Raw genomic sequence first — 22341 nt, forward strand, 5'->3', positions numbered from 1 at the left:
CCGGCGTCGTACGGTCGATGCCATGGACAACAAGAGCGAGGTGCGGGACTTCCTCACCACCAGGCGCGCCCGTGTGACGCCGGAGCAGGTCGAGCTGCCCGGCGGCCCCGGGCGTCGGGTGCCGGGCCTGCGACGGACCGAGGTGGCGATGCTCGCCGGCGTCAGCGTCGAGTACTACTCGCGGCTCGAGCGCGGCGACCTCGGCGGCGTCTCGGAGGCGGTGCTCGAGGCGGTCGGCACCGCCCTGCTGCTCGACGACGCCGAGCACGCGCACCTGGCCGACCTCGCCCGGGCGGCGAACGAGTCGCCGGTCCGCAGCCGCGCGCGGGCCAGGTCCCGGCCGGTCGGCATCTCCCGTGCCCTGCAGCTCGCCCTCGACTCCGTGACGGCCGGCCCGGCCTTCGTCCGGAACGGCCGGATGGACGTGCTCGGCGAGAACGCGCTCTTCCGCGCCCTCTACTCCGACCTGTACGCGCTGCCCGAGCGACCCGTCAACCTGGCCCGCTTCGTCTTCCTGCACCGGGAGCTGGCCGAGGCCTTCTACCCGTCCTGGTCGATCGCCGCCGACATCAACGTCGCCATCCTCCGCACCGAGGCGGGCCGCGACCCCCACGACAAGGCGCTGCACGACCTCGTCGGCGAGCTGTCCACCCGCAGCGACGAGTTCCGCGCGCGGTGGGGCGCGCACGAGGTCCGGCACCACGCGTCGGGGAACAAGTCGTTCCGGCACCCCGTCGTCGGCGACCTCGAGCTCGTCTACGAGGCCATGGAGCCGATGGGGCAGCGTGGGCTGAACTTCTTGATCTACAGCGCCGAGCCGGGCACGCCGACCGAGGAGCGCCTCCGCCTCCTCGCCAGCTGGGGCGCGACCCCTGCCACCCAGGAGGCGCGGGAGACCAGGCAGACCGCCGGCCGGCACCCGACGAACGACGACGCACGACGAGAGGACACCACACGATGAAGTACGGACGACTCGGCACCACGGGCCTGCGAGTGAGCAGGATCGGCCTCGGCTGCATGAGCTACGGCGACCCCACGCGGGGCCTGCACACCTGGACCCTCGACGAAGAGGCCTCCGCGCCCTTCTTCCGCCAGGCGGTCGAGCTCGGCGTGACGTTCTGGGACACCGCGAACGTCTACCAGCAGGGCACCGGCGAGGAGTTCGTCGGGCGTGCCGTGCGCGAGTACTCGCGGCGCGAGGAGATCGTGCTCGCCACCAAGGTCAGCGGGAAGGTGCACGAGGGCCCCGGCGGCTCGGGGCTGTCGCGGGCCGCGATCCACGAGCAGGTCGACGCGTCGCTGCGACGCCTCGGCACGGACTACATCGACCTGTACCAGATCCACCGTTTCGACGACGAGACGCCGGTCGAGGAGACGATGGAGGCGCTGCACGACCTCGTGCGCGCCGGCAAGGTCCGGTACACGGGTGCGTCGAGCATGTTCGCGTGGCAGTTCGCGAAGCTGCAGACGGCCGCCGCCGTGCACGGCTGGGCGCCGTTCGCGTCGATGCAGGACCAGTACAACCTCCTGAAGCGCGAGGAGGAGCGGGAGATGATCCCGCTCTGCGCCGACCTCGGCGTCGGGCTCGTCCCGTACTCGCCGCAGGGCAAGGGGCGGCTGACGAGGCCGCGCGACGTGACGACCGACCGCTCGGCCGTCGACGAGGTCGCGAAGGCGTTCGACACCGACGCCGACGGGCCGATCATCGACGCCGTCGAGCAGGTCGCCGCCGAGCACGAGGTGTCGATGGCCCAGGTCGCGGTCGCCTGGGTGCTGCGGAACCCGGTCGTCTCGGCCCCGATCGTCGGCGCGACGAAGCCGCACCACCTCGCCGACGCCGTGGCCGCGCTCGACGTCGAGCTGACCGACGACGACGTCCGCCGACTCGAGGAGCACTACGTGCCGCAGGCGCCGTTCTGGTGGTGACGGGGCAGGGCGCCCGGAGCGCCGGCACCGGGCGGCCGGCCGGGCCTGCTCCGGCCGCGGCACGGCGTGCGCTGTTCCTGGCGTCGCTCGCGTTCTTCCTGATCACCCTCGACATCCTCATCGTCAACGTCGCGCTCACCCGGATCGGCGACGAGCTGGGCGGCGGGCCCACGGCGCAGCAGTGGGTGATCGACGGCTACACGCTCATGTTCGCGGCGCTGCTGCTGTCGGCCGGCAACCTCTCCGACCGGATCGGCGCCAAGCGCACCCTCGGCGTCGGCATCGCGCTCTTCCTGTTGTCTTCGGTCGCCTGTGCGGCGGCGCCGACGGTCGGCGCGCTGATCGCGGCCCGGTTCGTGCAGGGCGTCGCCGCGGCGGCGATGCTGCCCGCGTCGATGGCGCTGATCCGCGAGGGGTTCCCCGACGCCCGCCAGCGGGCCCGCGCCCTGGGGATCTGGGCCGTGGGCGGCGCCGTCGCGACCGCGGTCGGCCCGCTCCTCGGCGGGCTGCTCACGACGATCGACTGGCGGCTCGTCTTCCTGATCAACCTGCCCGTCTGCGTGCTGATGCTCGTGCTCCTCCGTGCGGTCGCGCCGTCGTCGACGGTGTCGACGCCGTTCGACGGCGCGGGCCAGGCGCTGTCGCTGGTCGCCCTCGTCGCCCTGATGTACGGACTGATCGAAGGAGGCGCGGCGGGCTTCGCCGAGCCGGTGGTCGTCGCGGCGCTCGCCGTCGCCCTCGTCGGAGTGGCCGCGTTCCTCGTCGTGCAGTCGCGCGTCGCGCACCCGATGATGCCGCCGGTGCTTTTCCGCAGCCGCGAGATGCGCATCTCGCTCGGGGTCGGCTTCGCGTTCATGGTCGGCAACTTCGGCTCGGTCTACGTGGTCAGCCTGTACCTGCAACAGCACCTGGGGCTGTCGCCGCTGCTCGCCGGGCTGGTCTTCCTGCCCTCCGCGGCGTTCGCCGTGGCCGGGAACATCGTCAGCGGCGGCCTCTCGAACCGCTTCGGGCCGCGGGTGCCGGTGGCGGCCGGGCTGACCTCGATGGCCGTCGGCCTCCTCGCCATGGCGGCCACCGCCTCCCTCGGCTCGCCCTGGCTGTTCGCCGGGCTGCTCGTCCTGACGGGCCTGGGCGGCTCGGTCGCGATGCCGCCCGTGACGTCGGTCGTGCTGGCCTCGGCGCCGGCTGAGCGCGCGAGCACGGCGAGCGCGGTCTTCAACACGTTCCGGCAGGTCGGCGGGGCCGTGGCGATCGCCGTGCTGGGCGGCCTGCTGGCCGGGGCGTCGTCGTTCGTGCCGGGGCTGCAGGTCAGCTTCGTCGTCGCGGCCGGCGTCGTCGTGGTGGCCGCCGGGGCCGCGCTGTTCATCCGGCAGCGGCCCGAGCACGCCTGACGCACGCCTGACGCGTGCCTGACGCGCGCCTGGCGCGTCCGGGACGTTGGCCCCTTGACGGCAGGTCTGCCCGGGACGAGTGTGTGCGCATGACCCTCTTCATCAGCTGTCCCGTCGCGGACGTCGAGCGCGCGACCGCCTTCTACGCCGCGCTCGGCTGGGAGCTGCAGGCGGCGATGTCGGGCCCCGAGTCGTCGTGCTTCGCGATCGCGCCCGACCAGAACGTCATGCTGACGAGCCGTGCGATGCGGCAGTTCGACGACCTCGACGGGTACCACTGGTCGCCGTTCTGGATGAAGCCGGACACCGAGGCGGGCGCGACCGCTTCCGCGTAGCCGCCCACCGCCTCCCTGGCTCTTGTCTGCCTGGACGCCCGCGTGTGCGCGGGGTGCACTCTCGGGGCATGACCGAACGAGACGACACCTTCACCGCCCTCACCGTCCAGCGCGCCCAGGAGAACGTGGACGTCGGGGGCAAGCCCTTCGCGTGCCTGCTCGTCCGTGACGGCGAGGTCGTCGTCGAGGCGAGCAACCACGTCGCCCAGACCGGCGACCCGACCGCGCACGCGGAGATCCTCGCCATCCGCCAGGCCGCCGAGCAGGGCATCACCGACCTGCGCGGCTTCGACGCCTACGTGACGGCGTACCCGTGCCCGATGTGCCTCGGGGCGCTCTACTACGCACAGCCCGACCGCGTGGTCTACGCGGTGAGCCGCGAGGAGGAGGGCGAGCACTACGAGGACGGCAACCGCCTGATGAGCCTCGCCACCTTCTACGACGAGTACGCGAAGGCCCCCGAGGACCGCGCCCTGGCGGCCGAGCAGGGGCACGTCGATGGTGCGACGGCGCCCTTCGCGGACTGGACCGCTCGACACTCGTCGTGACGCCTCCTCGACGGGTGCGTCGCGACGCCCCTCGACAGGTGCGCTCCCCCTTCTTCGAGTCTCCTCATTCAGGAACATGGGTCCTGATCTGCGCGAGAGCTAGACCCCTCGTCCTGAGTCGTGCAGGGTTCAGGACGGTGTGCCTGCCACTTCCTGAAAGAGCTAGAAGATGTTCGCGCACCAGAGTGGCCTGAGCACGGGCCACGGCGTGAGCGAGCGGCGGTACGCGAAACCGCCGGCGCGGCAGTGTCGGCGGCCGGTGCTACCGTCCGGGCATGACGTGGGAGGAGCGACCGTGACCGAGGTGATCGGCGCGGTGGGCGGCGAGCCACGGCCCGACCACCTGCTCCCGCAGCAGGCCGCCGAGGCCGTGCACGCCGGTTTCCCTTCGCCTGCGCAGGGGTACTACAACGGGCCCGTCGACCTGAACCGGCACCTGATGCGCGACCCGACGGCGACCTTCCTGGTGCGGGTCAGCGGCGACAGCATGACCGGCGCCGGCATCTTCGACGGCGACGAGCTCGTCGTCGACCGCGGGCTCGACGCGCGCGACGGGCACGTCGTCGTCGCAGTCGTCAACGCCGAGCTGACCGTCAAGCGCCTGTCGTGGCGCGACGGGCAGATGGTGCTCAGCCCCGAGAACCCGGCCTACCCCGAGATCGTGCTGTCCGAGCTCGACGAGGCGACCGTCTGGGGCGTCGTGACGAGGTGCCTGCACCGTGTCTGAGCATCTCGTGCCTGCGTCTGCGCCTCGTGTGTCCGATCGCAGCATCGCGATCGTCGACGCGAACAACTTCTACGTGTCGTGCGAGCGGGTGTTCGACCCGGCCCTCGAGGGGCGTCCGGTGGTCGTCCTGTCGAACAACGACGGCTGCGTCATCGCCCGGTCCGAAGAGGCGAAGGCGCTGAACGTCGACATGGCCGCGCCCTGGCACAGCATCGCGCCCATCGCCGAGATGCAGGGCGTCGTGGCCGTCTCGAGCAACTACGAGCTCTACGGGGACATGTCGGCCCGGTCGGCCGAGGTCCTCAGCCGCTACACGAGCAGCCAAGAGGTCTACTCGATCGACGAGTCGTTCATCGAGCTGACCGGCACGCTCGACGAGACGATCGCGCAGGCCCGCGAGATCCGTCGGGCCGTGCGCAAGCTGATCGGCCTGCCCGTGAGCATCGGCATCGCCCCCAGCAAGACCCTCGCGAAGCTCGCGAACCGCGGCTCGAAGCAGAACAGGGCACTGGGAGGCGTCTGTCACCTGGGCAGCTACGCCCCCGACCGGCAGACCGCCATCCTCGCCAGCGTCGACGTCGGCGACGTCTGGGGCATCGGGCGCCGCACCGCGAAGAAGCTCGCGCCGCTCGGCGTCCACACGGCAGCCGACCTCCGCGACGCCGATGCGGCACGGATCCGCGCGCGGTTCGGGGTCGTGCAGGCCCGCGTCGTGCACGAGCTGCGCGGCGTCGACTGCCTCCCCATCGAAGAGGTCCAGCCCGAGCGCGAGCAGATCTACCACTCGCGGTCGTTCGCGGTGCCCGTCACCACGGTGACCGAGCTCGAGGAGGTGCTGTCCGTGTACACGCAGCGGGCTGCGGCTCGGCTGCGGAGGCAGGGCTCGCTGGCGCGGATGATGCGCTGCTTCGCGGCGACCTCCCCGTTCTCCGACAGCGCCGCGCACACGAACCACTCGGTGTCGGTGGCGTTCCCCGAGCCCACCGACGACGCGGCGACCCTCTCCCGGGCGGCCATCGCCGCGCTCGGCCCGCAGCTCGAGCCCGGCAAGCGCTACGTGCGCGCTGGCGTGACGCTGATGGAGCTGACCCCGCGCGACGAGCACGCCAGCCTCGACGTGTTCGACCTCGAGGGCGCCGCGCCGCCGGCCTACGGCGCCGTGATCGACCGCATCGCGGGCAAGTTCGGCGAGGAGACCCTGGGCCTCGGGGTCGCCGGCCTGCGTCACCGCCGCGGATGGTCGATGAAGCGCGACATGGTCTCGCCTCGGGCGACCACCCACTGGGACGAGCTCGCCACCGTCAAGGCGAACTGACCCGCGTCACCGGCTGAGCCTCGGCTCAGCGCGGCGTGGCGTCCCCGTCGTCGGAGGCGTCGCCGCCGGGGGGAGACGCGCCCTCGGTCCGATCGCCGTCGGCCGAGGGAGGTGCGGGTGCGGTCGGTGCCTGAGGTGCAGTCGGCGCCGGGGGTGCGGCGCCTCCTCGACGACGGAGGAGGCGCACGGCGGGTGCCGTGCGCCTCCTCAGCTCACCGGGTCGGGCAGCTCAGTGCTCCCGGCCAGTGCCCCGCGCCGATCAGTGTCGGCGTGCCGGCTTCCGGCGGCGGACCACCAGCAGGCTCCCGCCCGCGACGAGCAACAGCACCGCCATGCTCGCGGGCACCGCGAGCTCCGTGCCGGTGAAGGCGAGGCTGCCGCCGCCGGGTGCGGTCACGACCACGCCGCCTCCTTCAGCTGCCGGGGTGACGGCGATGCCGGGCGTGGCGGGCACCGGGGCGGCGGGCACCGTGACGGCGAGCTCGGCGATCGAGCGGCTGCCGTCCTCGTCGGCGACCGAGTAGGCGACGGTCGCGGTTCCGGCGAAAGTCGCCTCGGGGGTGAAGGTGATCGTGCCGTCGGTGCCGACCGTGAAGGTGCCCGTGCCGGGGACGGTCACGGACGAGACGAGCTCACCGGTCGCCGGGTCGACGAGCTGCACCGAGCGCGGGTCGAGCGCGGTGGAGCCCGAGCTGTCGTTGCCCGTCACCGTGACGGTCACGGGCGTGCCCGGGGTCGTCGAGCTGCGGTCGTCCACAGCGGTCGGGGGAGTGCCCACGGTCACCGTGACGGTCGAGCGGGCGGTGCCGCCGTCGACGTCGCCGACGACGTAGGGCACGGTCACCGTGCCGGTGTAGCCGGCCTCGGGGGCGAAGGTGATGCGTCCCGTCGTGGTGTCCACGGTGAACGTCCCGGTGCCGGCGATCGCGACGACCGTGACCGGCGAGCCGGCCCCGTCGAGCAGCCGGACGGACGTCGGGGCCAGCGGGGTGCCGGCGTTGCCCGGCGCGTCGTTCGCCACGGGGTCGATCGTCACGGGGGTCCTGGCCGGCGTCTGCGCGCTGTCCGGGGCGGCCGTCGGGACGACCGAGGTGACGGTGACGACGACGGTGGCCGTCGCGGTCAGCCCACGAGCGTCGGTGACCTGGTAGGTGACGGGTGCCGTGGAGCCGACGAAGGCCTTGGCCGGCGTGAAGACGACCGAGCCCTTCGCGGGGTCGATCCGCAGCACGCCGACGCCCGGCAGGGTGAGCGTCTTCCCGCCGTCGGCCAGCAGCGCTCCTGCCGGCTGGCCGGTCGTCGTGAACAGGACGGAGGTCGGGTCGACGGCCGCGCCGCCGCGGACGCCGGCGGCGTCGTTGGCGAGGAGGTCGATCGTGACCGGCGTGTTCTGCGGCGTGCTCGCCTGGTCGTCGACGGCGCGGGGGGCGACCGGGGTCACCGTGACCGTCGCGACGGCGGTGCTCGTGGCTCCTCCGGCGTCGGCGATCCGGTAGGTGACCGGAGTCGTGGTCCCGGCGAAGCCGTCGGCCGGCGTGAAGGTCACGACGCCCGACGTGCGGTCGACGGTCCAGACGCCCTGCGACGGGACGGTCAGCTTCCGGCCGCCGTCGGAGACGACGGCGTCCTTCGGCTGGCCCGCCGAGGTGAAGACCACGGTGCTCGGGTCGACCATCGTGCCGCCCGCGACGCCGGGAGCGTCGTTCTGCGGGAGATCGATCGTGACGGGCGTGTTCTGCGGCGTGCTCGCCGTGTCGTCCTGGGCCCTCGGCCCGACCGCGCGCACCGTGACGGTGAGCGTCGCCGTGGTCGCGGTGCGGTCGACGTCGGAGACGCCGTAGACCACCGGCGACGCCGTGCCGCGCAGGCCGGCGACGGGGGTGAAGGTGATCGCGCCGGTGGCCGGGTCGATCGTGTAGCTGCCCTGGTCGGCGACCGTCAGGGTGCGGCCGTCGGTCGAGACGACGGCCCCCGTGGGCTGGCCCGCCGAGGGGAACACGACCGAGGTCGGCTCGACGGCGGTCCGGGCGTTGCCGCCACGGTCGTTGTCGACGACGTCGACCGTCACCGGGGTGCCCTGACGGGTCTCGGCCGTGTCGTCGGTCGCGGTCGGCGTGACGGGCGCCACGGTCACCGTGATGCTGCCGGTGCCCTGGGCGCCGCCGGTGTCGGCGACCTGGTACACGACGGGGCTCGTCGTGCCGGTGGCGCCCTGAGCGGGCGTGTAGGTGACCCCGCCGGTGGCCGGGTCGGCCGTCCAGGTGCCCTGGCCGGGGACGGTCAGGGTGCGGCCGTCGGTCGAGACCGTTGCGCCCGAGGGCTGGCCGGCGGTCGGGAAGACCACGGTGGTCGGGTCGAGCGGGGTGCCGCCCTCCACGCCGGGGGCGTCGTTCGAGGTCACGTCGATCAGGACGGGCGTGTTCTGGCTCGTCGCGTCCGTGTCGTCGGCGGGTGCCGGGCCCACCGGGGTGACGGTGACCGTGACGGTCGTCACGGACGACTCGCCGTCGCTGTCGGCGACCCAGTAGCTGACCGGGGTGGCCTCGCCGCGGAACGCGGGCTCGGGCGTGAAGCTGATCTCGCCCGTCCCCGGGTCGATCTCGTAGACGCCCTGGTCGGGCACGGTCAGCGTGCGGCCGTCCTTCGACACGGTCGCGTCGGCGGGCTGGCCGGGGGTGGTGAACGACACGCTGGTCGGGTCGATCGGGGTCTGCTCGTTGCCGGCGTCGTCGTTGTCGAGCACGTCGGTCACGACAGGGCGTCCCTGCGTGGTGGTCGGGCGGTCGGGGTTCGCGGTCGGGGCGACCGTGTTCACGGTCACCTCGATGGTGGCCGTGTCCGTCAGGCCGCTGGTGTCCGACACCTGGTACGTGACGATGGCCACGTCGCCGGCGTAGCCGGGCGCCGGGGTGAAGGTCACGACGCCGGTGAGGGGGTCGGCCCGGTAGGTGCCCTGGTCGGCGACGGTCGCGGTGCGGCCGTCGTCCGAGACCGTGACCCCGACGGGCTGGCCCGCGGCGGGGAACACGACGGTGGTCGGGTCGACCGGGGTGCCGCCGGTCACGCCGGGGGCGTCGTTGGCGGTCACGTCGATCGTGACGGGGGCGTTCTGGCCGGTCGTCGCGATGTCGTCCGTGGCCCGGGGGGCGAGCGCGGTGACCGAGACGGAGACCGGAGCCGTGGAGGCGGTGCCGTCGGCGTCCAGGGCACGGTACGTCACCGGGGCGGCGTCGCCACGGAACGCCGGGTCGGGCGTGAAGGTGATCGTGCCGGTGGTCGCCGAGGCGGTCCAGGTTCCCTGGCCGGGCACCGTCATCGTGCGTCCGTCGTCCGAGACGACGGCGCCGGCGGGCTGGCCGCTCGCGGGGAAGGTCACCGACGTGCGGTCGATGCGGCCTCGGTCGTTGCCGAGCACGTCGATCTCGACGGCGGAGCCCTGGCTGGTCGTCGCGGCGTCGGCGACGGCGGTGCCGGCGAAGGCGACGGTGATCGCGGCCGAGCCGCGCTTGCCGCGGACGTCGTCGACGGTGTAGCCGACGGGGGTCGGGGTCAGGGTGGTCGGGTCACCGGCCGTGCCGGCAGCGGGCGTGAAGGTCACGCGGCCCGTGGTCGGGTCGACGGTCCAGGTGCCCTCTCCGGGGACGACGAGGGTGCGGCCGTCGCTCGAGAGCTGCGCGCCGGTGACGCCGGTCGCGAGGAGGCGCACGGTCGTGGCGTCGAGGTCGCCGGAGTCGTTGGCGAGCACGTCGACGGTGACCGGGCGGCCCTCGGCGTTGCCGCGTGAGGTGTCGTCCTGGGCGGTCGGGCCGGCGAGCGGGTTCGTGAAGGCGCACTTCACGTTGCTGCCGTTGGCCGAGGGCACCGTGAACGCGGCGGTGCTGCCGGTGCCCTCCGAGACGACGGCGCCGGTGCCCAGGTCGGTGCACTGGTAGGCCGTGGCGTAGTCCGCCGGGTTCGTCTTGTCGTTGGCGGGCGTCTGCGTCGCCGTGTACGACTGGCCCGGCAGCAGGATGACGGGACCCGCGGTCGCCGACGTGCCCGTGTCGATCGTGCTCGCGGTGGCCGGCTTCGGGATGTCCCCGCCGCCGACGGCGACGGTGAACTGGTCGTCCGTGTCGTGGCGCCCCTCGGAGAGCGTCGTCGACGCCTGGCCGGTCGAGGGGTACTGGCGTGTGCCCATGTCGGTCAGGGCGGAGCGAGGGGAGCGCCGCTCGAGGATGGCACCCGTGACGGGGTTCACCTTGAGGAAGCTGTTCGCCCCGGTCCCGGAGATGTACAGGTAGCCGTCGTCGGCGAAGGCCAGCGAGGTGAGGGCCGACGGAGGGGCGATGGAGGGGCCCACCGGGGTCGCCTTCGTGGTGCCCCCGTCCAGGGCCGCGGCGTCGACGCGGAAGACCTGGGCGGTGCCGGTGCCCCCGTTCGACACGTTGCTGCTCGAGATGAAGTACATGTTCCCGAGTCGGTCGAACGCGAGGTCGCCGTTGGTCCCGGGAGCCGAGAGGGTCTTGACCGTCGTCGAGGTGCCGGCGATGGTGTTCGTGGCCGGGTCGTAGCTGGTGAAGGTGAACGTGGCCTCGTCGGCCGTCGACGCGGAGAAGCCGCCGAACCAGAACTTGTCGGTCCGCGGGTCGACGCCGCCCATCTGCGTGGCCACGGCGGCGGCGGTGCCCGACCGGGGGGTGACCTCCCAGGTGCCGCTCGACGCCGTGTACTCGAAGATGCTCTTGTCGTTGGTCATGAGCAGCTTGTCGCCGTCGTTCGTGAAGCCGAGCTGGTTCAGCGCGGTCGCGCCGGTCGGCTCGGTGAGGACCGTGGCCGTCGCGCCGGTGGCCCGGTCGATCGACACCACCGAGGAGGAGCCGGAGACGGTCCCGTAGATCGCCGCGGTCGAGAACTTCTCCGCCGCGGAGGCCATCTGGGGCGCGAGCAGGGCCGAGCCGCCGGCGACGAGCGCGATGACGCAGCTGCCTGCCAGCAATCGGAGTTGAGGGCGCGCTGATCGAGCGCGGTGCTTGGTGGGCACGGCGGAGCCTTTCGTCGGGTGGTGCCCGGCGACGGGGGATCGCGGAGCTGTCAGAGTCAAGCGCCCGCAAGGCCCTCCTCCGTCCGGTGGTCCTCATATGTGCCGTCAAGTGGGGTACCCCGACGCGGTCGGGGAGAGTGCGCCACTCGTTCTGCGGACAGCGCAGGAGGTGCGGGTGCGCTGAGCGGATCAGCCGCGTCGACACGGGCGGGCGACCGGGTACGGTCGCGAGCATGGAGGCGACGGAGCTGGTGCGGTGGTTCCTGCGTCCCGTGCTGCGCCTCCGGCTGGCCTGGTTCCGGCACCTCGTCCGCGGCGGGACGTTCCCGCCCGCGCCGACGGGAGCGGCGCGGCGGGCGGCCGTTGAGGCCCGGGCCGACGTGTCGGCAGACCGGGTCGGCTGGCTCGGCAGCCCCGCCGCCGCCCGCTTCGGCGTGCTGCACGACGACCTCACCACCCTCGCCCGCGTCGCCGCGCTCGTCGAGGCCCACCGCGCCCGGCCCCTGGTGTGGATCGAGGCCGGGTCGGCCTTCCTGACGGTCCGTGACGCCGCCGACCACGCGTCGACGGCCCTGGCCGACGTGGACGCGGTCGTCGTCGCGTTCGGCTACAGCGACGTCCTGCTGATGACCTCGGCCACGGCCTGGACGCGCGACCTCGACCGGCTCCTCGACAGGGCCCGTCGACCCGGTCGCGTGCTCAGCCCGGTGATCGTGGGCGGGATCCCGCCGATGGACCGCTTCACCGAGAGCGCCTGGATGGGCCGCGGCATGATCCGAGCCCAGATCGAGCGCCTCGACGCCGCGACGATCGAGCTCGTGCGGCGTCGCGGCGACTGCGTCTTCGTGCCGTTCCCCGACCTCGACGCGGGGGCCGCGCAGGTGCGTGGCCGGCTCTGGTCGTGGTCACGGGTGCACCAGCTCTGGGCCGCTGCCCTCGCGCCCGAGCTCGCGCGCCTCCTCGACGAGGACGCCTAGCCCGCGCCTCCTCGTCCTGCCCCGTGTCTCCTCATTCAGGAACGTGAGTCCTGACTTGGCATCGCGCAGGAGTCCCGCTCCTGATCCGTGCACGATCCAGGACCCGTCCGCTCCGACTTCCTGAATCCCGCCCGCGTTGGTCGGCCCCTGCCCCGCGCACCTGCCGCGATCGTGCCGAGGGCGGGTCCTCTCGGTCGAGGGCGGGTCGCCGCGGACCCGCCCTCGACCCGGATCACCCGCCCTCGAGCCGCAGCGCGCGCAGTTCGGGCGGCCCAGCGAGCAGGCGAGCCCGCGCGCACCGCGTCGGCTGCGAATTCAGGAGGTGGGGGCCCGGTCGTCCTGAGTCGTGCACGATTCCGGAGCGCGCCTCCTGCGTACTGCGATCTCAGGACTGATCGTCCTGAATGGGGAGGCCGGAACTGCTGCCGGGGTGCGTGGGCGGCCGTGGATCCGTGTGCAGACGGGAGGTGCGGTCAGCCGGTCTGGGCGCGCCTGCGCGACCGGACAGGGGAGACCGCACGGCAGGATGGCCCCATGACGAACATCGCCGGCATCGACATCGCCCCACGAGCTCGGCCAGGTCGAGGCGCACTGGACCCCTCGGGTCGTGGGGCAGGTGAACGACCAGTACGTGAAGGTCGCGAAGCTGCTGGGCGAGCTCGTCTGGCACGCCCACGACGCCGAGGACGAGATGTTCCTCGTCGTCTCCGGCCGCCTCCGCATCCAGCTGCCGGGCGACCAGGAGGTGGTGCTTGGCCCCGGCCAGTTCCACGTCGTGCCGCGAGGGGTGCAGCACAACCCGATCGCCGACGAGGAGGTGGAGATCGTCCTGATCGAGACGGTCACGACCGCACACACCGGCGACGTGGTCGTCGAGGGGACGGTGCCGGTCGAGCGCCAGCTCGGCGAATTCCGCTAACGCGGAGCGCAGGTCGGCGTCGCCTAGGCCCCGGGGTGGGCGGGCGGGCGGGCGCAGCCCGACGGCGGGCAGCACCACGCCGTCGACGAGCCCGAGGAGGAACTCCCGGTCGACCGGCTGCCCGCGGGTGCGAGCCGGGACGGCGGCCTAGCCGACGACCCGCGTCGTCGTCGCCAGCGGCAGCTCGGCGACCGAGGTGCCGACGTGCAGCGTGAACTCGCCGGGCTCGTGCGCCCAGGCGCCGTCGCGCCAGTCCGCGAAGGCCCGCGCAGGCACCGTGACCTCGACGGTGGTCGAGGCGCCGGCCTCGAGCTGCACGGGGACGAAGCCGACCAGCCAGAGGGCCGGACGGTCCACCGCGGAGTCGGGGCGGGACGCGTAGACCTGCACCACGTGCTTGCCGGCGCGGGTGCCGGTGTTCGCGACCTCGACGGAGACCGTGACCGCGCCTCCTGCGCTCACCGTGTCGGAGACGACGAGGCCCGACTGCTGCCAGGTCGTGTAGCCGAGGCCGTGCCCGAACGGCCAGGCGGGCGTCGCCCCGGCGCGGAGCCAGGCGCGGTAGCCGACGTGGATCCCCTCGTCGTAGCGGACCACGCCGTCGACCGGCGTCACGTCGAGGACGGGCACGTCGGCGGTGGCGGCCGGCCAGGTCGTGGGCAGGCGGCCGCCGGGCTCGGCGAGGCCGGTGAGCAGGTCGGTCAGGGCGTGGCCGTACTCCTGCCCGCCGAACCAGGTGAGCAGCACCGCCGCGGCGTCGTCGCGCCAGGGCAGCTCGACTGGCGAGCCGGCGTTGACGACGGCGACCGTGCGGGGGTTCACCGCGAGCACGGCCCGGGCGAGGTCGTCCTGGCGGCCGGGCAGCGCGAGGGTCGCGCGGTCGAAGCCCTCCGACTCGACCTTGCTGTTGGTGCCGACGACGAGCACGACGAGGTCGGCCGCTGCGGCCTCGGCGGCGGCCGCGTCGATCAGCACCTGCGGGTCGGAGTCGTCGGCGTCGAGGCCGAAGGTGAACATCATCGCTCCGTCGAACGACTCGCCGCTGGCCTTCGCCCGGCGGAACCGGACGGTCAGGTCGACCGTCTGCCCTGCCTCGACGTCGAGCGGGTGCGACTCGCTCGGAGGCGCGAGCAGCGCCGCGCCCAGCTCGTCGCCCTCGGCGGCGACCGAGGCCGTGAACAGCTCGTCGCCGTCGACGACGAAGGTCGCCTCGCCGATCGAGGCGAAGCCGAGCCGCACGCGGCCGGTGGCCGAGGGCGTCCAGGTGGTCGTCGCGACGAACTCGCCGAGGCGGGTGACGGGGGCGTCGCCGCCGATGTAGACGAACGAGGTCGCTCGGCGCTCCTCGGTGAAGATCTCCGCGCCTCCCGCGTCGAGGAACGACACGTGCACGCCGGGCTCGCCCGTGACGGGGTTGGTCAGCTCGGCGAGGGGCAGCTCGGCGACGCCCTCCTGCACGACCGCGCCGACCGACCAGGTCACCTCGGCGTCGGGGAACGCCTCGCGGATCCCCTCGATCGGGCTGACGACCGACTGGGGCACGACGGTGGCGCTGCCGCCGCCCTGCGTGCGGGCCCGGTCGGCGTTGTCGCCGATCACCGCGATCGTGCGCACCGAGCCGGGCGAGATCGGCAGGATCCCGTCGTTGGCGACGAGCACGGCACCGGCGGCCTCGGCCTCGCGCGCGAACGCGACGCCGTCCTCGACGAACCCGGGCTGCACGCCCTCGAAGCTCTCGAGGGCGCCGACGCGAGCGGCCAGGGTCAGGACGCGCAGCACCTTCCGGTCGACCGCCTCCTCGGGCACCTCGCCCGACCGGACGGCCGCGACGAGCGCGTCGCCCCAGGCGCCGACCGGCCCGGGCATCGCCATGTCCTGCGAGGCCCTCGCGCTGTCGACCGAGCGGACGCCCGTCCAGTCGCTGATGACGACGCCGTCGAAGCCCCACTCGCTGTTCAGCGGCGTCTCGAGCAGGTCGTTCTCGGAGGCGGTGGTCCCGTTGATCGAGTTGTAGGCGCTCATGACCAGCCAGGCCCGCGCCTCCACGACGCTCTTCTCGAAGGCGGCCAGGTAGAGCTCGCGCAGCGCTCGGTCGCTGACGACGACGTCCGCGGTGAAGCGCTCGGTCTCGAAATCGTTGGCGACGTAGTGCTTCGGGGTCGCGCCGACGCCGTTCTCCTGCACGCCCGCGACGTAGGCGGCGGCGAGGTCGGCGGTGAGCAGCGGATCCTCGCTGAAGCCCTCGAAGTGACGGCCGCCGAGGGGGGACCGGTGCAGGTTGATGGTCGGGCCGAGCACGACGTCGACGCCCTTGCGGCGGGCCTCGACGGCCGAGGCGTGGCCGTAGCGACGCGCGATCGACGTGTCCCACGCGGCCGACAGGGCGGTGCCGCTGGGCAGGTTCAGCGACGGGCTGCGCTCGTCCCAGGTCTCGCCGCGGACGCCGGAGGGGCCGTCAGAGAACAGCATCCGGCGGAGGCCGATCTCGTCGATCGGCCAGCTGGTCCAGAAGTCGCGGCCGGTGAGCAGCTGCACCTTCTGCTCGAGCGAGAGCCGGTCGACGAGGCCGAGGAGGCGCGGGTCGGCGGGCGTGACCGCCGGCGCGTCGGGCGCGGAGCCGGCCTGGCTCGCGTGCTCGGCGTCGACGCCGTCGGTCGCGTGCTCGGCGTCGGTCGGGGTGGTGGTGTCGTCGGCCACGGTGCCTCCTGAGATCGGGGCGGGCCTCCGTCGGCGCCCCCTCCTCGACGTTAGCACTTGCGACTGAACGTCACTAGGTATTCGAGGCGCAGGCGGCATCGGCGGCATCGCCCGGACCGCACCGGATAGCCTGGCCGCATGGCACGTCGGGGTTCGTACGCGAAGGGCGTGGCCAAGCGCGAGGAGATCCTCCGCACAGCCCTCGAGGTCGTCGACCGGAACGGCATGCGCGGCACCTCGGTGCGTGAGCTGGCCGACGCGGTCGACCTCACCCAGGCGGGCCTGCTGCACCACTTCGGCAGCAAGGAAGAGCTCTTCCTGGCGATCCTGACCGTCCGTGACGACGAGGACGCCCAGTGCATGGCTGGCCTCGACATCATCGACCAGTTCCTGCTGGTCATCGAGCACAACGCGAAGACCCCGGGGATGGTGCAGCTCTTCACGAGCCTGTCGGCCGCCGCGACGAGCGATCCGTCGCACCCGGCGCACGCGTGGTTCGCCGAGCGCTACGTCCGCTTCCGCACCCTGCTGACCGAGACGATGCGCGAGCGCCAGGCCAGCGGCGAGATGCCCGCCGACGTCGACGTCGAGAAGCTCGCCGCCGTGATGATGGCGGTCAGCGACGGCATGCAGCTGCAGTGGATGCTCGACCCGTCGACCGACATGGCCGCGCACGTCCGGCTCGTCTGGGACCTCGCGCTGCGGAGCGCACCGCGGACCGTCGCGAGCTGAGCCTCAGGAGCTGAGCGACCCGTCGGCGGAAGTCGGCGGGTTCCCGTAGCCCGCGGCGGGTCGTTGCCCGAGGTCGGCGGGTTCCCGTAGCCCGCGGCGGGTGGGCGCTGACCCGCCGCGGACGACAGGAACCCGCCGAACCCACCACACAGAGCAGAACTGGACCCGAAGGAGGCGGTGGCCGCGTCCCTAGGAGCCAGCTCGGCCGGCCTCGCCCGCCCCGCCCGCCCCGCGGGCACCGCCGGCCTCAGCGGCAGCGCCGTCGCCCGCGTCGCCGCACGCGCACGCGCGCGACGTCGCGGCCCACACGGCGACCGCCGCGGCCGCCGCCCACGCCTGCGGCCGGCACGACGCCGGGTACGGCACCGGCGCGGGCACGTCGGCCGCGGCGTCGCCCCCGTGCAGCTCGGGCATGCGGTAGCCGAACCACGGCGCCGCGGCGAGCAGCCCCTCGGACAGCAGCCGCGCCTCCTCGTGGTGGTGGGTCGCGGCGAGGCCGGCGATCGCGACGGCGGTGTCGTGGGTCCACACGGTGCCGAGGTGGTAGCCGAGGGGCCAGAAGCCGGCCGCGTCCGAGCTGAGCGTGCGGAGGCCGAAGCCGCTCGCGAGCTCGGGGCCGACGAGGCGGGCGGCGACCAGCGCCTCCTCGTCGGCGTCGAGCAGTCCGGTGCCGAGCAGGTGGCCGATGTTGCTCGTGACCGTGTCGACGGCGCGCTTGTCGGCGTCGAGGGCGACGGCAGGGAACCGGCCGCGCGCATCGGTGACCCAGAACCGCTCGCGGAACGCCGTCCGCAGCCGGTCGGCCCAGCCGCGCCACTCGTCGGCCCCCGGCCGGTCGAACGCGTCGAGCAGGTCGGCACCGTGCACCGCGGCCTCGTGCGCGTACGCCTGCACCTCGCAGAGCGCGATGGGGCCGTCGGCGAGTCGTCCGTCGCTCCACTGGACGCTGTCGCCGGAGTCCTTCCAGCCCTGGTTCGAGAGGCCGTGGCCGGTCTCGTCGACGTACTCGAGCAGCCCGTCGCCGTCGCTGTCGCCGTGGTCGCGCATCCAGGCGAGCGCCGCCTCGAGGTGCGGCAGCAGCGACCGCACCTCGTCGTCCGGCAGGCCGGCCCGCCAGGCGTCGTGCAGCAGGCAGACCCACAGCGCCGTCGCGTCGACCGTGCCGTAGTAGAGGGGAGCGAGCGTCACGCCCTCGCCGTGGATCTCGAGCGGCCGCTGGCGGAGCTCGTGCATGATCTTGCCGGGCTGCTCGGCGCTCGCCGCGACCTCCCGCGTGCCCTGCAGGCCGGCGAGCACGCGCAGGGTGCCGGCGGCGATGCCCCGGCCGGTGCCGAGGTCCGGGTCGAGCGGCAGGGCGAGGCGCGCGGCCCAGAGCGAGTCGCGGCCGAAGAGGGTGAAGAACCAGGGTGCCCCGGCGGCGAAGAACACGTCGTCGGGGCGCTCGATCGTGGTCATGCGCAGGGCCGACAGGTCGCCGAGCGCCTGGTCGAGCCAGCGGGCCAGACGGTCGTCGTGCGGCGCAGGGTCGAGCGCGCCCCAGCGCTGGTCGCCCTCGACGCCGGACACGACCGCGCCGTCGAGCACCGTCGCGAGCTCGAGCCCGGCCGAGGCGGCACCCCGGGCCGGCACGCGCAGGTGCCAGGTCAGCCGCAGCTCGTCCCTCTCGGCCTGCACCGCGCCTCCGTCGTCCCCGCCTGCCGCGCCCCCTGCGTCGGCACCGCCCGCCGCGCCGGTCAGCGTCAGCGTCGTCACGGCATCGCCGCCCGACCAGGAGGCGCGCGCCCCGTCGACCTGCAGGTCGCGCGGCGGCACGGCCGGCAGCCCCGCCTTGACCTCGTCCATCGACGACGCGTCGGGCCGCACGGCCACGGTCAGCACGACGTCGAGCTCGCGAGCCAGGCGCGAGGTCACCGTCAGCGTCTCCCGGACCCCGCGGGTGCCGACCTCGCGCAGCAGCGACAGCCGCACGTCGGGGTCGGCCCCGTGGTCGTCGAGGCCGCGCAGCAGCGACTCGAACCGGATCGAGGAGGCGCCGAGCGGCACCGCCGCGATGGTCTCGACCCTGCTGCCCCCGACCTCGACCCGGTGCCCGCGCAGCACGCGGGTGTCGCCGGCCCAGACGCCGTGGATCGCGGCGGCGCCCATCGCGCCGGTGGCGTCGGACCAGGCCTGTGCGGGCGCCTTGAGCACGACGGTCTCGGCGGCGAGGAACGGCTGGAGCGGCCCGGCCGCCGAGGCCGCCGAGGCTGACGTGGCGGCGGCGGCGGCGGCTGCGGCGTCTGCAGCGGCGGCGGCGGTCGTGGGTCGTGACGTGGTGTCGGTCATGACGAGAGTGGTCCTTGCGCTGGGGGCGTGCGGGGGAGGTGCTGCGGGCGTGGGCGGGACCGAGCCGGCCCCGGTGGGGGGCCGGCTCCGGACCTCACTCCTTCACGGCCCCGTCGCTGCTGTTCATGATCTGGCGCTGGAACACGAAGAAGATCACGGCCACGGGGATGGTCATCACGACCGCCGCCGCGAGCTTCACCGGGTACTGGCTGCCCTGGCTGAGCTGTCCGGAGGCGAGCCCCGCGACGCCCTTCGTGAGGGTGGTCAGCTCGGGCGACTGGGTCGAGATGATGAAGTGCGAGAGCTCGTTCCACGACCCCTGGAACGACAGGATGATGATCGTGATCAGCGCGGGCCGGGCCATCGGCAGCACGATCGACCAGAACACGCGGAAGGTGCCGGCGCCGTCGATGCGGGCCTGCTCCTCGACGCTCGGCGGGATCGACTCGAAGAAGTTCTTCATGATGAACACCCCGGCCGCGTCGACGAGCAGCGGGATGATCATGCCGGCGTACGAGTCGTAGATGCCGAGCTGGTTGATCACCAGGAACTTCGGGATCAGCAGCACCACGCTCGGCACCGCCATCACGCCGATCAGCGCGGCGAAGACGACGCCCCGCCCGCGGAACCGCAGCCGGGCCAGCGCGTAGCCCGCGAGCGAGTCGAAGAACACCCGGCCGGCGGTGACGAACACCGCCACGATCGCGCTGTTCGTCGCCCAGGTCGGGAAGTCGCTGTTGACGAAGAGCGTCTGGAACGCGGCCGTGGTCCAGGTCGCGGGCACCAGCGAGAGCGGGTCGGCCGCGGCGTCCGCGTCGGTCTTGAACGACGTCGCGACGCTCACCAGGAACGGCACGATGTACACGAGCGCCAGCGCGACCAGCGCCGCGTAGAGCACCGACGACGACACCGTCGAGGAGGTGCGGCGCGGCGGCCGAGGCCCCCTGCGGTCCGCAGCAGACGACGACGGGGGAGGCCCGGCGGTTCGGCCCGTGCCGACCAGGTCGGTGACGGGGGCAGTGGCGGTCATCGGCGCGCCTCCTTCTGCTTCGTGGCCGTCGGTTCGTACAGCGACATGCGTCGTCGGGAGACCGGCCGCTCGCGCAGCACCGCGCGCTGCACGATCGTGAGCACGACGATGATCGCGAAGAGCACGAACGCGATGGCCGCGCCGCGGCCCCAGTCCTGCCCGGCGAAGGCCGACGTGTACGAGAGGTACGAGGGCGTCAGCGTCGTCTTGGCCGGACCGCCCTGCGTGCCCGTGTAGATCTGGTCGAAGACCTGCCAGGTGCCGATCAGGCCGAGCGTCAGCACGGTGAACAGCGTCGGCCGCAGCTGCGGCAGGGTGACGCGCCAGAAGCGCTGCCAGGCGTTCGCGCCGTCCATCATCGCCGCCTCCTGCACGTCGCCGCCGAGGTTCTGCAGCGCCGCGATGAACAGCAGCATGAAGGTGCCGCTGGTGGTGAAGACGGCCATCAGCACGAAGGCGCTCATGGCGACGGAGGGGCCGGCGAACCAGTCCCACCAGCTCACGCCGAGCAGGTCGTGGTCGGTGAGGAACGCCGGGCCCGTGATGCCCACGGCGCCGAGGGCGTTGTGGACGACGCCGCTCGGGTCCTGGAACCACGCGGGCCCCTCGATCCCGAGCCACGACAGGGCGCGGTTCACGGCGCCGGTCTGGGTGAAGAGGAACAGCCAGACGACGGTGATGGCGACCGAGCTCGTCACCGACGGGAAGTAGAAGGCGGTGCGGAAGAAGCCCCGGCCGCGCAGCACCTGCCGGTTGACCAGCACCGCGAGGAACAGCGACACCGCGGTCTGGATCGGGACGACGAAGACGACGTACCAGGCGTTGTTGCGCAGCGAGATGCCGAAGTCGCGGGCCGCCAGCCCGCCTCCGTTCACGAGGTCGTCGTAGTTCTGCAGGCCGACGAAGCCGACGGAGGAGCTGAAGGGCGAGCCGCGACCGCTCCAGTCGGAGACGCTGACCCACAGGGCCATCACCATCGGCACGAGCAGGAACAGCCCGAGGATCACGATGGTCGGGGTGACGAAGAGCCAGCCCGAGGTGGCCTCGCCCCGCGAGGCGGTGCCGGGGCGGGCCCTGCGTCCGACGCGGGGCGAGACGGTGCTCACGGCAGGATCGCCGCGTAGTTCGACTGGAACGACTCGAGCAGGTCGGCCGGCTCGGCCGAGCTGAGGCCCTCGAGCTGCGAGTTGAAGTCGGCGATCACGTCGGCCGCGCCCTGCTGCGTCGGCACGCCGACGGCGAAGTCGGCCGAGTCGAGGAACGCGGCGGAGTCGGGGTTGTCCGTCTTCCACTGGTCGGCGGCCGACTGCACGCTCGGCATCACGCCGAACGCGTCGGCGAAGGCGAGCTGCTGGTCGGTGCTGACGAGCTGCTCGACGAGCTCGAGCGCGGCCTGCTGGTTGGGGCTGTCCGCGGCGATGCCCCAGCAGTTGGTGAACTGCAGGGTGCCCTGGCCACCGGGGCCGGCGGGCATCTCGGCGACGCGGTAGTCGACGTCGGGGTAGTCGGCGTTCATCGCGCCGGCGATCCAGTTGCCCTCGACCGTCATCGCGGCCTTGCCGGTGCCGAAGGCCTCGCCGCCCCAGCCGGCGCCGAGGTCGGCGGCGAACGCGGCGTTCCCGCTCGTGATGAGGTCCTTCACGTAGGTCAGGCCCTCGACGTTCTCGTCGGAGTCGACCGTCGCCTCCGTGCCGTCCTCGTTCGTCAGCGAGCCGCCGGCCTCGGCCATGAAGGCGCCGACCCTGGCGTACTCGGCCCCGAAGGCGAGGCCGACGTGGTCGGGAGTGGTGAGCTTCGCGGCGACGTCGGACAGGCCGTCCCAGTCGGTGGGCACGTCTGCGTCGGTGAGGCCCGCCTCCTGCCACATCTGCTCGTTGATCACGAGGCCGAGGGTCGAGAAGTCCTTGGGGGCGCACCAGAACTGGTCGTCGTAGGTGAAGCTGTCGACGAGCGTGGGGAAGAAGTCGTCGGTCTCGCTGAGCTGGTCGCCGTACGCGAGCAGGCTGCCGTTCTCGGCGAAGCCGGCGAGGGCGTCGGTCGAGAGGTAGAAGACGTCGGCGGGCGAGCCGGAGGCGAAGCCCTGGCTGAGCTGCTGCGGCAGGTCGCTGGCGACGCTCACCTCGGCGTCGGTGCCGCTGTCGCCCGACCAGCTCGCGACGGCGTCGCGGACGGCGGCGGCCTCGGCGTCGCCGCTCGAGGCGATCAGCACGGTGAGCGAGTCGTCGCTCGAGGTGAGGGCGCCGTCGGAGCTCGCGCCGTCGCCGCCTCCCTCGCTGAAGCCGGAGCCGCACGCGGTGAGCGCGAGCCCGGTCACGGTGGCGATGGCGCCGAAGGCCATCAGGCGGCGGATGCGTCGTTGCACGGTGTCTCCTCGTCGAGAACGGTCGTCCCGGTCG

At 73.3% G+C, this 22341-nt stretch carries 16 protein-coding genes; 10 read left to right on the plus strand and 6 right to left on the minus strand.

Translation table 11 applies throughout. The features are described 5' to 3' along the window. The first annotated feature begins 22 nt into the window (after positions 1–22). The 7 genes from ES689_RS00220 (at position 23) to ES689_RS00250 (ending at position 6242) form a co-directional block, all read left to right on the plus strand. Positions 23–961, plus strand: a complete 939-nt coding sequence (locus ES689_RS00220) for a helix-turn-helix transcriptional regulator (RefSeq protein ID WP_146898655.1) — start codon at positions 23–25, stop codon at positions 959–961. Continuing rightward, a complete protein-coding gene (locus ES689_RS00225; RefSeq protein WP_146898658.1) occupies positions 958–1926 on the plus strand; it encodes an aldo/keto reductase in 969 nt (322 codons plus the stop codon). The genes ES689_RS00220 and ES689_RS00225 overlap by 4 nt, the downstream gene beginning before the upstream one ends. Further along, positions 1920–3317: an MFS transporter gene (locus tag ES689_RS00230; protein ID WP_223269295.1), complete on the plus strand. Its 1398-nt coding sequence runs from the start codon at positions 1920–1922 to the stop codon at positions 3315–3317. Before ES689_RS00225 ends, ES689_RS00230 begins: the two co-directional genes overlap by 7 nt. Positions 3318–3406: 89 nt before the next feature. Beyond that, positions 3407–3652 (plus strand): VOC family protein, encoded by a 246-nt coding sequence (locus tag ES689_RS00235; protein WP_146898661.1) that lies wholly within the window; start codon positions 3407–3409, stop codon positions 3650–3652. 68 nt (positions 3653–3720) lie between these two features. Next, a complete protein-coding gene (locus ES689_RS00240; protein WP_146898664.1) occupies positions 3721–4200 on the plus strand; it encodes a nucleoside deaminase in 480 nt (159 codons plus the stop codon). A gap of 316 nt (positions 4201–4516) precedes the next feature. Continuing rightward, positions 4517–4927, plus strand: a complete 411-nt coding sequence (locus tag ES689_RS00245) for a LexA family transcriptional regulator (RefSeq protein WP_223269419.1) — start codon at positions 4517–4519, stop codon at positions 4925–4927. Positions 4928–4955: 28 nt separating this feature from the next. Beyond that, positions 4956–6242 (plus strand): Y-family DNA polymerase, encoded by a 1287-nt coding sequence (locus tag ES689_RS00250; protein WP_191330097.1) that lies wholly within the window; start codon positions 4956–4958, stop codon positions 6240–6242. Between the two features lie 259 nt (positions 6243–6501). Here the strand turns inward: ES689_RS00250 and ES689_RS00255 are convergent, their stop codons facing one another. Continuing rightward, positions 6502–11265 (minus strand): tandem-95 repeat protein, encoded by a 4764-nt coding sequence (locus ES689_RS00255; RefSeq protein ID WP_146898673.1) that lies wholly within the window; start codon positions 11263–11265, stop codon positions 6502–6504. Positions 11266–11498: 233 nt separating this feature from the next. On the opposite strand from ES689_RS00255, the gene ES689_RS00260 reads away from it, so the two are divergent. Further along, entirely contained in the window at positions 11499–12242 is a 744-nt protein-coding gene (locus ES689_RS00260; RefSeq protein WP_146898678.1) for a hypothetical protein, read from the plus strand. Positions 12243–12858: 616 nt separating this feature from the next. Next, the gene (locus tag ES689_RS00265) at positions 12859–13161 is read left to right on the plus strand and encodes a cupin domain-containing protein (RefSeq protein ID WP_223269296.1); all 303 of its coding nucleotides are present in this window, start codon (positions 12859–12861) and stop codon (positions 13159–13161) included. A 147-nt stretch (positions 13162–13308) separates the two neighbouring features. On the opposite strand, the gene ES689_RS00270 is transcribed toward ES689_RS00265, so the two are convergent. Beyond that, entirely contained in the window at positions 13309–15858 is a 2550-nt protein-coding gene (locus ES689_RS00270) for a beta-glucosidase (protein ID WP_223269297.1), read from the minus strand. Between the two features lie 138 nt (positions 15859–15996). Here ES689_RS00270 and ES689_RS00275 point away from each other — a divergent pair, with 138 nt between their 5' ends. Next, positions 15997–16590 carry a TetR/AcrR family transcriptional regulator gene (locus ES689_RS00275; protein ID WP_146898687.1) on the plus strand — a complete coding sequence of 198 codons (594 nt, stop codon included), beginning with the start codon at positions 15997–15999 and terminating at the stop codon, positions 16588–16590. A 189-nt stretch (positions 16591–16779) separates the two neighbouring features. On the opposite strand, the gene ES689_RS00280 is transcribed toward ES689_RS00275, so the two are convergent. The 4 genes from ES689_RS00280 to ES689_RS00295 form a co-directional block, all read right to left on the minus strand. Then, complete coding sequence (locus ES689_RS00280) at positions 16780–18915, minus strand: glycogen debranching N-terminal domain-containing protein (protein WP_146898690.1); 2136 nt, start codon at positions 18913–18915, stop codon at positions 16780–16782. A gap of 94 nt (positions 18916–19009) precedes the next feature. Then, a complete protein-coding gene (locus tag ES689_RS00285) occupies positions 19010–19945 on the minus strand; it encodes a carbohydrate ABC transporter permease (RefSeq protein ID WP_146898693.1) in 936 nt (311 codons plus the stop codon). Then, positions 19942–21051, minus strand: a complete 1110-nt coding sequence (locus ES689_RS00290; RefSeq protein ID WP_223269298.1) for a carbohydrate ABC transporter permease — start codon at positions 21049–21051, stop codon at positions 19942–19944. Before ES689_RS00290 ends, ES689_RS00285 begins: the two co-directional genes overlap by 4 nt. Next, positions 21048–22283 carry an extracellular solute-binding protein gene (locus tag ES689_RS00295; RefSeq protein WP_191330213.1) on the minus strand — a complete coding sequence of 412 codons (1236 nt, stop codon included), beginning with the start codon at positions 22281–22283 and terminating at the stop codon, positions 21048–21050. Before ES689_RS00295 ends, ES689_RS00290 begins: the two co-directional genes overlap by 4 nt. Positions 22284–22341: the final 58 nt, after the last annotated feature.

Source organism: Frigoribacterium sp. ACAM 257 (genome assembly GCF_007954365.1).
Taxonomy (GTDB): Bacteria; Actinomycetota; Actinomycetes; order Actinomycetales; family Microbacteriaceae; genus Frigoribacterium.